We start from the raw sequence: 12,623 nt of genomic DNA, 5'->3' as shown, positions 1-12,623 counted from the left end.
GCCTTTCGTGGGTCAGCCGGTGAGGGTGGACAGGGCCTTGGCGTAGAGGTGGGCCGGGTCGTCCGGGGCCGGGGTGTAGTAGCCCGGTAGTGGGGGCAGGTCGCGGACGTGCGGCAGCAGCGCGTGCACGACGGCGGCGGCGGTCGCGGCGGCCAGGGCGGCGCAGAACTGGGCGCCGATGAGGGCGGCCCAAGGGACGGGCAGGAGGTCGTCGCCGCGTTCGGCGATGAGGTCGCGGAGGCTTACCGCGCCCGGGACGAGCTCCATGACGATGAACAGATCGTCGTCGTGGGCGCCGAAGTCGTACAGGGCGGGGATGCCGGGGTGGCGGAGGCGGGCGAGGATGCGGGCCTCGCGGTAGAAGCGGCGGCGGGCGGCGGAGCGGTCGGGCAGGCCGGGGCGGATGACCTTGATGGCGACCCGGCGGTTGAGGCGGTCGTCGGTGCCCTCGAAGATCTGCCCCATGCCGCCGACGCCGAGGGGCCTGCCGCGCGTGTAGCGGTCGCCGATCTTCACCGGTCCCCCAGGAACGGGCTCGGTGCGCCGTGCCAGGTGATGTGGAGGGTGTCGCGGGCGCGGGTGGCGGCGACGAACAGCAGGGACCGGGCGCGCTGGAGTTCCCGCCGGTACCGGGCCGGGTCCGACTGCTCCCATCTGCGCAGGTAGGACTGCGGGACGAGCCCCTCGGAGACCCCGGCGACGATCACGTGCTGGTATTCGAGGCCCTTGAAGCGGTGCATGGTGCCGATGTGGACGACGTCGTCGACGCGCGGCCCGTCGGGTCCGATGGAGGCGGCGGCGATGCCCGCGCGGGCGAGGCGGGCCTCCATCTCGGCGACCATGGCGCGTTCCGGGACGCTGATCGCGATGGACGGCGCGGGCCCGTCGATCAGCTCGCTGACCGTGGCGGCGATGTGGTCCTGCTCGTCCTCCCAGGTCGCCGCGCCGTGCAGGACGGGACGGGAGCCGCGCAGGACGGAGCGGTAGCCGCCGAGTTCGTCGGTTTCGCCGTCGAGGTCGTCCCAGGACTCCTCGCCAAGGAGCCGGACGGCGGAGCCGAGGATCTCGTGGGTGGTGCGGTAGCTGAGCGTGAGCCGGGAGGAGCGGCGCCCGCGGATGTTGATGCCGAGGACGCTCAGCGAGACGTAGTTGTCGTAGAGCCGCTGGTGGACGTCGCCGACGAGGAAGATGTCGTCGGGCCCCTCGGGGACCATGGCGCGGAGCATCTTCCAGTGCGCGGCGGCGAGGTCCTGCGCCTCGTCGACGACGATGTGGGTGTAGCGGGGGCGCAGGCGGGCGACGGAGGCGTCCTCGCGGTGGATGTTGAGGTCGCCCTCCCGGTGCCGGCGCATCTTCTCGGCGCGTGCCTGTTCGAGGCGGGCGGCGTGTTCGGCGACCTGCCGGTAGGTCCACAGGTTCTTCTCGTCGAGGCGGAGCCGGAACTTCTCGACGAGCCGCCAGATCTCGGCGCGCTGGGCGCGGCCGATGCTGCGTCCGCGTCCGGGGCGGCGGGTGCGGAAGTAGTCGGTGCGGGAGTTGCCGGCCATGCCGAGGATGACGTGGGTCCATTCGGCGTGCAGGAATTCGGGGTCCCAGCGGGTCTCGCCGAGTTCGAGGAGCAGGTCGCGCCATTCCTGGACGGCTTTGGCGTCGTCGATCCAGCGGCGCTTGCCGCCGGGTTCGGCGCGGGCGACGACGTCGGCGGCGAGCTTGTCGATGTTGACGATGTCGACCCGGGACACGGTCTCGGGGCCGCCGAGTTCGAGGAGGCGTTTGCGCAGGTCGGCGGCGAGGTTCTTGTTGTAGGTGGTGAGCAGGACGGGTTTGTCGTCGCCGGGCGGGAGCCGGTCGACGAGGTGCTTGACGCGGTGGAGCGCGACGATGGTCTTGCCGGTGCCGGGGCCGCCGCTGACTCGGGCGGAGCCCTTGTAGGCGCGTTCGACGAGCTTGCGCTGGCTCGGGTGGAGGAAGACCTTCCAGCGGCCGAAGTCGTCTTCGAGGACGGCCCGCAGTTCGGTGTCGGACGTGGTGACGCGGGTGGCGGGGCGGCTGAGGGCGGTGGCGTAGTCCTCGGTGTCGACGTCGTCCTCGGCCCGGACCGGTGCGGTGATCTTGTCGAGGACCTCGTCGAACGTCCTGCCGAAGTACAGTTCGAGGAGCACTTCCTCGGTGAGCGCCGGGGCGAGCTCGGTGAGGCCGAGCAGCTCCTCCTCCGTGGTGATCTTCCGGATCAGCGGGAGCAGGGAGGCGGCGACGCCGAGCTGGAGGAGCTGGTCGTCGGTGAACTCGGCGAACAGCGGCGGCGCCTCCGCGGGCGCGGCCGGTTCCGCCGCGGGCACGGCGCGCGGCGGCGTGGTGACGTTCTCCTCGATGCTGACGAGGTCGACGAACTCGATCCCGCCCGTCACGTCGTTGATCTTGTACTGGTAGCGGTCGAGGTTGTCGTAGACGTCCTTGCGGTGGCGGACGGCGACGAGGATGTAGTCGCGGTTGCCGGCGTGCAGGAGCAGTGCCCGGTATTCGGCGCTGATCCGGGCGGAGTAGAGCCGGTCGTGGCCTTGGAGCCGCTTGAGCCGCAGGCCCCGCGCGTCGGGGTTCTTGCGGAAGTCGTGCTGGAATTCGTAGATCGCGCCTTTGACGACGCGCGGCAGCTTCTGGATCTCCTTGTCGGCCTTGTCGAGCAGCCGCAGCGTGGCCTCGCCCTGCGTGGTCATGGGTTCGCCGCCTTGATTCGTTCCGCCAGTTCGTCACAGTCCCACCAGGCCGCCGCGCGGGTCTCCCAGCCTGCCCTCGCGTAGGCGTGGTACCGGCCTGTGGCCTCGTCGTCGTTGCCCGCGAGGACGACGGCGACCTTGGCGTCCGGCCAGGCCAGTTCGGCCTGCCACGCCTGGTCGCCCAGTTCGTAGCCGACCTCGGGGGCTGGGACGCCGTGGGCCATCAGGCAGCGCGCCAGGTCGGCGAGGCGAGGCTCGTCGGGGTCGAGCAGGTCGAGCGCCTCGGCCCAGGCGGGGTCCGGCGCGGAGCCGCCGTCCGGTGGGGACCCCCCGGTACTCGCCGGTACCGTCACCTCGCTCGCCCCGGACGCGCCCGCCGGGGCCGCGCCCGCCCGGGGTGCCAGCGGCGGGTGCGTGTCGGGTGTGGTGCGCCCGGGTTCCGGGGGGCTTTCGGGGACGCTGCCGGGCGGCAGGTCGTCGGCGTCGGGCGGCAGCAGGCTGAGCACCGACAGCAGGCCCGCGCCGCCGGTGACGGCGAGCGCGGCGGGGTCGAATGCGGAGAGGTCGGTGCGTGCGAGCTGGACGCCGTCGCCTTCCCCGTACGACAGGAACTGGAGGAGGTTCCCCCAGTACAGCCAGGCGTGCCAGCGGCGGCGGTGGGCGTCCTCGTCGGCGGTGATCGCGTCGGTCCGGTCGTCGATGACGGCGAGGGCCGTCCAGGCGCGGGTGCGGAGGTCGCCGACGACGGTGAGGGGGCAGCCGGAGGCATCCGCGGTGCGGGCGAGCATCAGGTCGCCGGGCGGGGGTTGGGGCAGGTCGTCGCCGCGGACGGCGGCGGTGAGCAGGTCGCCGATCCCGTCGGGCGCGGCGCGGCGCATCTCGGCGCCGGGCATGACGAGGCCGGTGACGGCGGCTTCGGCGCGGCGCCGCCAGCGGCCGGTGTCGGGGTCGGACAGGAAGGCCAGCAGCGTCTGGATCGGGTTGGCCCAGATCAGGTCGGCGAGTTCGGCGGGGTCGCCGCCGCCGTTGAGGTAGCCCTCCCGGGCGCGTCCCTGCGCGATGCCCTGGTACGGGATCCAGGCGGGCGATTCGGGGAACAGGCCGCTCTCCCAGTGTTCGACGTCGTCCCAGGTGATCTGGAAGACGACGCGGCCGTGGGCGCGGAGCCGGGCGCGTTTGGCGGCGTCGTCGGCGAGCCGGCCGGCGTGCGGGGCGGCGTGGTAGTTGTAGCCGTCGAGGTAGACGGCGACTTCGAGGGGCGCGCCGTCGAGCCGTTTGAAGTAGACGTCGGGCCGGGTCTCCTTGATGGTGTTCTGCAGGATGACCTGCCAGTGGACGACGTCGTCGCCGGAGGTGATGCGCAGGTCGGCGGTGCGGCGGTCGTTGAGCCGGGGGCCGGGGCTGAGAGCGCGGCCGCTGCCGGGCCTGCGCGCCCACCGCATCAGGGCGTCGAGGAACCGGGCCTCCAGTTCGCTCTCCACCTGGTTGACGAGGGAGATGTCGTCGGTGCTGGCGACGGACGCGGTCTCCCAATCCTCCAGGAGCTCGGCGAGCATCTCGACGGCGAGGCCGCGGTCGGCCTTGTCGAAGTCCTCGCCGCGGACGTGGCGGAGGAGGCAGCGGTGGCAGGCGGCCTTGCCCTGCTCGTTGGCGCAGGGGCAGTTGAACACGACCTCGTACGCCTCGTGCAGCACTTCGCGGAAGCCCGCCTCGGTGGACATGCGGTGCAGGTAGCCGGTACCGCCGGGCAGCGTGTCGTGCAGGACGAGGAAGCGCCGCTTGTGCCCGCTGTGGTGCAGTTGGTCGGGCATGGTGGCGATGGCGATCCGGAGGTGGGCCGGGTCGCCGCCGTACTTGCGGGCGATCCCGGCCATCAGCGCCGCCTCGAACGTGACGGTCCGCTCGGGGATCATCGTGGTGGCGATGGGCACGAGGATCCGCAGCGCCTCGGTGCGCAGCTCGTGCGCGAGGATCAGCGGTTCGTGCTCGACGTCGCCGCCGCGCCGCTGCGGGCACCAGGGGCGGTGGTGGCTCGGGGACGCGTCGTATCCGGAGCTGGTCCCGGTGGGGCCGCCGTCGCGGTCGGGCGGCCCGCCTGCGGTGGCGCCGCCGCACGTCCGGCAGACGTGGAACGGGTTCAGCCGCCGCTGCTCTCCGGCGAACGGGTCGCCGGCGGGGCGGTCCATGCGCAGCGACCCGAGGTTGAAGCGGCGGATGACGGCGCGGCGGGTGAAGTCGACGCCGAAGACGCGCCGGGCGTGCCGCCAGGCGCCGGGCTCGATCTCGTCGCTGGGGATGTCGACGGCGACGGCGGTCTCGTAGTAGCGGCGCTGCCGGTCGTCGTGGTCGTCGCGGATGCGCGCGTCGTCGCGGAGGTCGTGGGCGGTGACGCGGGTGGGGACGAGGACGGTGTGCAGGCCGCTGCTGTCGCCGATGCGCTCGTTGCCGCAGCGGGGGCAGGGGCTGTGGTCCTCGGCGGCGGCGGTGGTGCGGACGTAGCCGCATTCCTGGCAGACGCGCCACTGCCGGTAGGCGGGCCGCTGCGGGGTGCCGATGTCGAGGCCGGTGATCTCGTGGCGGTAGCCGCGGATGTAGAAGTGGTTGCCGGGGGCGAGTTCGGTGAGGGCGGTGGACGCGGAGCGCTCGTATTCGCGGAGTTCGCTGTGGAAGCGCCGGTCGCCGCGCGTCCTGTTGCTTCGCGCGCCGTCGGGGCGCTGCCGGTCGGCGGGGGCGGGCGCCTCGTCCGCGTCGTCGCCGACGCGTTCCTCCCAGGTGAGGGTGGCCTCCAGCGCGGTGGAGGTGTCGATGAGCGAGTAGTTGGGCAGCAGCCCGAGTTCGACGAGGGTGCCGTGGGCGTCGCCGCGGCCGATCTCGCCGATGCGGGCCTGGACGGCGCGGCGTTCGGCGCGCAGCTCGCCGCGGCGGGTGCGCTGCTGCCGGTCGGAGTCGATCATCGCGGCGATGGCGGCGTCGATGACGTCGAGGCGGGCGCGCAGGTCGGCGAGCCGCTCGTCCCAGATCCGGCCGGCGGTGGCGATGCTGTCCTTGAGGCCGGTGACGGCGAAGTCGCGGAGCCGCCGGGCGGCTTCCTCGGTGACGCCGGTCTCGGGGTCGCCCTGGGCGAACAGGGCGAGGAACTCGTCGGCGAGGGCGTCGCCTTCGGGCAGGACGGCGTCCTGGAACGCGGTCAGCCAGCCGGACTCGCCGAACAGCGCGGACGCGAGCCGCGGCATGGGCGGCAGCCCGTCGAAGCGTTCGCGGGCGGCGAGGTCGGCGAGGTGCGCGACGTACTGGCGCTGGAGGATCTCGACGGCGGACAGGTGGCAGCCGGGCGGGACGATGTCGCCCGCGATCATGTCGGTGGGGTCGGTCAGGTAGTAGCGGTCGCGGGGGTTGCGCCCGATGAGCGTGAGCAGGAAGGCGTTGCCGCTCTTGCGTCCGGCGCGTCCCACCCGCTGGACGTAGTTGGCCGGGGACCGCGGCAGCGACGCGAGGACGACCGCGGACAGGTCGCCGATGTCGATGCCGAGTTCCAGCGTCGGGGTGCACGCCAGGACGTTCGGGTCGCTGTAGCGGGTGCCGTCGCGGAATCTCCGTTCGACGTCCTCGCGCTGCGGCCGGGTGAGCTGGCCGGTGTGCTCGGCGGTGATGACGCTGAACGGGCGGGCGCTGCGGTAGAGGCCGCGGTAGTAGTCGTTCTCGTACAGGTCGCTGCGGCGCGTGTCGGTGTCGAGGCGTCCGGTGCAGCGGTAGCGGGGGCAGGGCGCCTCGACCCATTCGCGCAGGCCGTCGGGGTGGACGGTCTGCTGCCAGTTGCAGACGGGGCAGTACACGCCGGCGTTCTCGACCTGGTCGTCGTCGAGTTTGCGCACCTGGACGTGCCCGGGCCGCAGCCCGTAGACGGGGGTGGCCCCGTCCCCGGCGGTGCGGCGGGCGATGACGTCCTCGCCGGTGAGGACGTCCAGCAGCCGGGACAGGTAGTGGCCGGAGGCGCCGTGCTCGATGCCGAGGCAGCGGGCCGTCCAGTCCTGGAACCAGCTCTGCCGCCCGGCGATCCCGTCGAACTCGCTGCCGTTCTTCGGCGCGCCGAGCACGAACCGCGGCGCGGACAGGCCGCGCGGGAACGCGGGCATCCCGTCGGGGCGCTTGCCCCAGATGGTCATGTACCGCTTGGTTCCGGCGCCGTCGATCCAGGCGTCGAGCCAGTGGTGCTTGATGGCGCCGCGCATCCGCATGCGTTCCAGGAGCCCGCGAACGTAGGCGACGTAGGTGTCGTGGCCGGGGAGGCCGGTGAGCGCGGCGGGTCCGGCGAGCTGGAGGTCGCGGGCGAGGTCGGCGATGCGGTCGATGTCGTCGACGGCGACTTCGGCGGCGACGGTGCGGGTGAGTTCGAGCGTGCGGCCCTGCCGGGAGCGGAGCCCGAATTCCAGGACGGACGAGAAGGCGAGCCGCTCCCCGATCAGCGTCCAGGTGCGCGCGGACCCTTCGGTCTCGCCGGCGAGGAGCGCGTCGACGTCGTCGCGGTCGTGCAGGTCGGGCGGCACCACCGAGGGCAGGTATTCGGGGACGCCGGCCTCCTTGACGGTGTCGGCGATCAGCTCGTGCAGCGGTTTCGGCCCCTCGGCGTCGTCCAGCTGGGACGCCAGCAGCAGGCGGAGGGAGAACCCGAACGACCGGTTGGCGACGAACCCGGCCCGGTGCGCGGCGTCCTGCACCGAGTCGTTGAACAGGAGGGTCTTGCGTTCCTGCTTCTGGAGCTGGCCGCCGGTGAACAGCTCCGTCACCGCGACGGACGCGAGCGCCGCCAGCCCGGAGCCGAGGAACCGGGTGCCCTGCTCCATGCCGCAGGCGGGGCAGCGGTCGTTCTCGGCGTCCCGGTTGCTCTCCTTGTTGTGGGCGATGTCGGCGAGGACGAACACGTCGCGGAAGTCGGCCTTTGCGGAGTTCTCCAGGTCTTTCTCCGGGTCCAGCGGCCGGATGTGCCGGCCGTTCGCCGCGAGCACGAGGACGTTGGGGCCGCTCTTCTCTCCCGCCGCCCGCGCCTCCACCTCGCCCCGCGTCGCGGTGATCAGCGGCCGGACGAGCCGCTTTTCGGAGATACCGGACCGGTAGACGCGCACCGGATCGGTGACGAGGTCCTGCGGGTCGCGTTCCGGGGAGATGGCCGCCCATCCGGACCGTCCGCAGTGGCGGCAGTACACGGCGGGCAGCATCTCTCGGCTGCCGCCGGTGATGGTGGTCTCCGCGTCGAGCGGCGGGGCCTCCCCGTACCAGGCGAAGCCGGGCCGGGGCCCGACCGCGCGGAGCAGCCGCGTCACGGACCGCACCCACAGGTGCGTTTCGACGTGCAGGAACGGGCGGTTCGGGTCCTGCGGGTCGCGCGCTTCGGACAGCAGGGCGACGAACCGCGCGAGCGCCGTCGCCGCGTTCACCGGGGACAGCCGTATCGCCGTGCCCCAGCTGTAGGCGCCCTTGCGCGGGAGGAGTTCGAGGATCTCCCCGAGCGTGTGGGGTTTCCCGTCGAGGACTTCCAGGACGGCGCTGGTGAGGATGTGCTGCCGCAGTACGCTGCCGAGTTCCTGCGGGGTGAGCGAGTCCCGCCCCGTGACGGCCTGCATGATCTGCCCCATGGCGCCGTCGTCGCCGTGCGGGTCGCGAATGGCCGCAAGTTCCTGCGGGTCGGGCAACGGCAATGTGTAGTCGATCCCGGCTTCTTCGATGAACTCCTCGGTGCTCTGCCGGTCCTCCCCGATCACCGAGTCGGGGCCGAACGGCGCGCCGAACACGGCCTCGGCGACCCGCCGGATCTCGGCGCCGTCCCCGCTCTCCCCCAGCGTCGCGCTCGTCGCGACCGGGCAGATCCTGCCGAGCGGCCTGCCCGGTTCGCTGTGCCCGAGCGCGGACGCGAGGCGGCGGAGCAGCATCGCCACGTCGGTGCCCTGAGCGCCGTCGTAGGTGTGGAACTCGTCCACGACGACGTAGGCGAGGTCGGCGTCCTCCCAGAGCTGGAGGTCGTCGGCGCGCTGGAGGAGGAGGTCGAGCATCTTGTAGTTGGTGATGAGGATGTCGGGCCGCGACCGCCGGATCTCCGCACGCTGCGTGTAGACGCGGGGGTAGCCGGTCTCCGGGGTGTCACCGATGTAGAGGCCCGCGGTGACGTCGCCCAGGCCGGGCTGCTGGAGGTAGTCGTTGAGCCGCTGGGCCTGGTCGGTGGCGAGGGCGTTCATCGGGTACAGGAGGACGGCCTTCACACCCGTCCTGCCCTGCGCGCGGGCCCTGCGGCAATGGTCGAGCACCGGGATAAGGAACGACTCGGTCTTGCCGGAGCCGGTCCCCGTCGTGATCAGCGTTGGCTCGGGCCTGTGGTTGAACGTCGTCAGGCGCCGGAACGCGGCGGCCTGATGCCGGTACGGGACGAACCCGGCCGGCGCCCACTGGAGCAGCCCCCGCCACCCGTCCGGCTCGACGCGGAAGGGAGTGCGGATGCGCAGGTAGGGGCCACGGAAAATGCCCTGTTCTGGATGGTTGAGGAAGCTTTTCAATCCGTCGCGGACCTGCTCGTCCGCCAGCGCGAACGTCGTCGTGAGGTACTGCGTCACATTCCGCCGAACCTCATCGGCCGCCAACGTCGGCCTCATCTACATCGCCCCCTCGTCCACCCGCGACAGGTTATCGACGGCCGATGACGGTTCCGCCCAGTCCGGGCAGGTCAGCTTGGCCGTCAGCGGTCACTCAGGGCACGCCTTCCGCAGGAGGTCGCCCGCTCCCGGGCCGCCCGCTCGGCCAGGAGCCGGCACGGTCCACCAGAAGGAGACGGCAAAGGGAGCCGACCCCATTTCGGGCATCCATAAATAACCGAGGACAAAGGACAGCATTCTATCACCGTTACATGTACCCCTCCAGACTCGACCGGTACAGACAGCAGGCCGCCGACGGCTATAATCACGTTCACAGCAGCATCGCCTGGACCATCACAAGATACGCCCTGCAAATGGCCGCAGATGGATAAGCGAAATGACCGAACCAAGGGCATTATTCCTTTCTCCGGCTTATGACACAACCGCCTACCTGGCGGCCGAGAGTCTCGGCTTGAGGTCGGTCGCGGCCGCGCTCGCGCGCTCGCGGGTGGAGGTCGAGGTCCGGGAAGAGTGCCCCACCCCCGTCCCGGCGGATGTGCGCGAGACCGCCGCCCGCTCGTCACTGATCGGCCTGGGAGTCCTGTTCACCAGGCAGATACCGGACGCCATGGCTCTCGCCAGGGAATTGCGCACCGTCAGCCCCGGTGCGCACATCATCGTCGGCGGTCAAGGGCTGGAGTCTCTCTGGAGCAGAGTATTGGACGACTGCCCGGAGATCGACTCCGCCTGCATGCACGAAGGTGACGAACTCGTGGGTGAACTCTGGCAGGCGATCGACACGGGCGGACCGGTCTCAGAGGTGAAAGGACTGTGTTACAGGCAAGCCGACCGCGTCACGTCCGCCGGCATCCGGCCACCGGTCCGGGTGCTGGACGACCTGCCGTTCCCGTACCGGGGCACGGAACGCGGCGGCTATCGCGACGGCCACGCCACCATGAGCACGAGCCGGGGCTGCGCGGCACACTGCACTTTCTGCCAGTCGGGAAACTACGGCAACCGCTATCACAGACTTCCGCGGTGGCGCGCGCTCGGCCGCGAGCATCGTGGAAGAGGTGTCCGATCTGGTCACCGGCCATGGGGTGCACACGATCAGCTTCGTGGACGACGACTTCCTCGGCGGCGACGGCCGGGGGCGCGAGCGGGCCTTCGAATTCGCCGAGCTGCTGCGGCGGCGGGAACACCAGATCAAGTTTTCGATCGAATGCCGCATCAACGAGCTGGACGACGGAGTTCTGTCAACGCTGCGCGAGGTCGGGATCCGGCACGTCCTCATCGGCGTCGAGTCGGCGAACGACACCGACATCGCACTGTTCGCCAAGAAGACGACCAACGATGAGGCCGAGCGCGCGATTCGCCTGCTACGGGCACTCGACATCGATTTCTCGACCGGCTTCATCATGTTCCAGCCCCTCTCGGAACTCGATGGGATCCGAACCAACCTCGCCTTCCTGGCCCGAAACCGGATCGGGACGCACCGGCGCATCGCCAATCGGCTGGAGCTGTATCCCGGCGCTCCGCTGACGACGTATTTCCAGCGACGCGGTGTCGCCTTCCATGAGGATCGCTACCGGCTCTACTACGATTTCGAGAATCCCGGCGTCGCCGTATTGTATTCTGCCTTCCAGGAAGTCCTCCGTCCGTTCGAGTCCGTCGAGTTCGAAGCTCAGAAGGCACTCTTCGAGGCGGCCACCTCGCCTTGCGGCGAGGACATCGCCCGCGCGCACGCCTTGAAGGCGGTCCTGGACGACATCGCGGGCGCCCTGGTCACCGCGGCGTTCACCTGCCTGGAAGCGGTCCAGGCGGAGGAGGACCCGCGATCGGCCGAGGGGATCGGCGCTGGAGTGCGTCGCGACTGCGCGGAGCTCACCGAACGTGTGCGACGCATCGCGGGCCGCCGTGAAGGAACGAAAGAAGGGAGAAGCCATGTGGGTCATGGGCAATAGCGGTGGAGGCTGAGCGGGCGCGACTTGCTTGGTGAGGACCGGCGAAGGTCCTGACCGGGCAAGTCGCCCGCGAGACGCGCAATTGACTTTCCGTACGGCGCCTGCGGCGCCCAGGGGCCAGGAGGCGATGCAGCGATGCCGGCAGTTTCCGACTTCCTCTACGGGGCCATCTACCAGCGGCAGTGCCGCTTCGCCAACGTCGAACGCTTCGTCGACCTGCTGGGGCGGGTCATGGACCTGACCGGGTCCGCCGACGCGGACACCGCCCAGCGCCGGGTCAAGGCCGCGGCGGCGTCGCTTCGCGGCGACGCCGTCATCCGCTCCGACGCCGAGGCCGTCGCAGAGCTGGCCGCCCGCGACCTCGAGTCGCTGGCCACGGTGGATCTGTCGGAGATCGGCAGGTGGGAGACGGTGACCCGGCGCCTCGACGACCGGAGCCCGCTCATCCAGCGGCGGCTGACGGCGGCCGGGCTCGCGGTCACGGACGCGCCGCTCCGGGTGGTCGACGAGTTCCCCGAGCCGTTCAACAGGTTCACCTGGTCGGCCTTCTCCCCGGACCGGGAGGACGAGGAGAACTTCGGCATCCCCACCGGCGTCTACTTCCGCCGAGACCGGTTGCGGCCGCTGTACAGCGAGGCCCTCTTCGCGCACGAGGTCGTCCACACGGTGACGGGGCAGACCGACCCCGAGGTCTTCGCGATGGGACTCGAGGAGGGGATCGCGGAGATACTCGGCACCTGTTACGGCTCTCTCGCCGTGCTGCCGGAGCCGGTGATCCGCAATCTGCTCGTCTACGGCAGGCACGGAGCCGAACGCGACAAGCTCTGGTCGGTGTACCTCGACCACACGCGGCAGGCCGCTCTCCTCTACCGGGAGTTCGGCGTCGACGGGCTCGTTGAGCTGGTCGGGCGGGGGCGGGCGGCCGTCCACGACGCCGAAAGGCACGTGGTGACGGGGACCCATCGCGACCTTGACCTCCCGCGAGGGAACTGGGATGAGGAGACGACCCGGCTGGTGGAGTTCACCACCCTGGGCTTCCCGCCCTCACATGTCTTCTCCCCGCTGGAGTGCCTGCTGGCCATCAACGCGGAGGCGGGCCTGACGGCCGTGGAGGTGTGCCGGCGCGCAGGTGTCGACCCGGATTGCGGACGGCCCGTCCTGGAACGGCTCGGCGCGAAGTCCGCGCTGTTCGTCCAGGACGGCGAGCGCATCGGATACTCCAACGTCGGCCGGTACCTGGAGCTGGAGCGTACGAGCGGAGTCGCGGTCATCCGCTACCTGCCGCTCGCGGACTGACGAGGGTCCCGACGGAGCCGACGAAAGGCGAA

Annotated in this window: 5 protein-coding genes and 1 pseudogene; 3 read left to right on the top strand and 3 right to left on the bottom strand. The window is 71.1% G+C overall.

Going from position 1 to position 12,623, the window contains the following annotated elements:
* Positions 1 to 12 precede the first annotated feature (12 nt).
* Genes CHF16_RS06400 through CHF16_RS06390 form a run of 3 tightly spaced genes read right to left on the bottom strand, consistent with a single transcriptional unit; the run spans position 13 to position 9,313 of the window.
* Entirely contained in the window at positions 13 to 516 is a 504-nt protein-coding gene (locus tag CHF16_RS06400; protein ID WP_218826542.1) for a protein kinase domain-containing protein, read from the bottom strand.
* On the bottom strand, positions 513 to 2,714 hold the full coding sequence (locus CHF16_RS06395) for a UvrD-helicase domain-containing protein (protein WP_089324976.1): 2,202 nt from the start codon (positions 2,712 to 2,714) through the stop codon (positions 513 to 515). The genes CHF16_RS06400 and CHF16_RS06395 overlap by 4 nt, the downstream gene beginning before the upstream one ends.
* Positions 2,711 to 9,313: a DEAD/DEAH box helicase gene (locus tag CHF16_RS06390; protein ID WP_245868259.1), complete on the bottom strand. Its 6,603-nt coding sequence runs from the start codon at positions 9,311 to 9,313 to the stop codon at positions 2,711 to 2,713. The genes CHF16_RS06395 and CHF16_RS06390 overlap by 4 nt, the downstream gene beginning before the upstream one ends.
* Positions 9,314 to 9,728: 415 nt before the next feature.
* Between CHF16_RS06390 and CHF16_RS42140 the strand changes: the two are divergent.
* The 3 genes and pseudogenes from CHF16_RS42140 to CHF16_RS06375 form a co-directional block, all read left to right on the top strand.
* Positions 9,729 to 10,100: pseudogene (locus CHF16_RS42140) on the top strand (cobalamin B12-binding domain-containing protein); the annotation flags it as partial.
* Between the two features lie 253 nt (positions 10,101 to 10,353).
* Positions 10,354 to 11,295, top strand: a complete 942-nt coding sequence (locus tag CHF16_RS06380) for a B12-binding domain-containing radical SAM protein (RefSeq protein WP_089324974.1) — start codon at positions 10,354 to 10,356, stop codon at positions 11,293 to 11,295.
* A 135-nt stretch (positions 11,296 to 11,430) separates the two neighbouring features.
* Positions 11,431 to 12,591, top strand: coding sequence for a hypothetical protein (locus CHF16_RS06375; RefSeq protein WP_089324973.1), 1,161 nt, complete (start codon positions 11,431 to 11,433; stop codon positions 12,589 to 12,591).
* Positions 12,592 to 12,623: the final 32 nt, after the last annotated feature.

The sequence above is a fragment of the Actinomadura meyerae genome (assembly GCF_900188445.1).
GTDB lineage: Bacteria > Actinomycetota > Actinomycetes > Streptosporangiales > Streptosporangiaceae > Spirillospora > Spirillospora meyerae.
The sequence above is the reverse complement of the archived record's forward strand: the minus strand, read 5'-3'. Positions and strand labels throughout refer to the sequence as shown.

Excerpts from the sequence above, each read along its gene's own strand:
- CHF16_RS06395 (WP_089324976.1), bottom strand. The coding sequence starts at position 2,714 with ATGACCACGCAGGGCGAGGCCACGCTGCGGCTGCTCGACAAGGCCGAC.
- CHF16_RS06375 (WP_089324973.1), top strand. The coding sequence starts at position 11,431 with ATGCCGGCAGTTTCCGACTTCCTCTACGGGGCCATCTACCAGCGGCAG.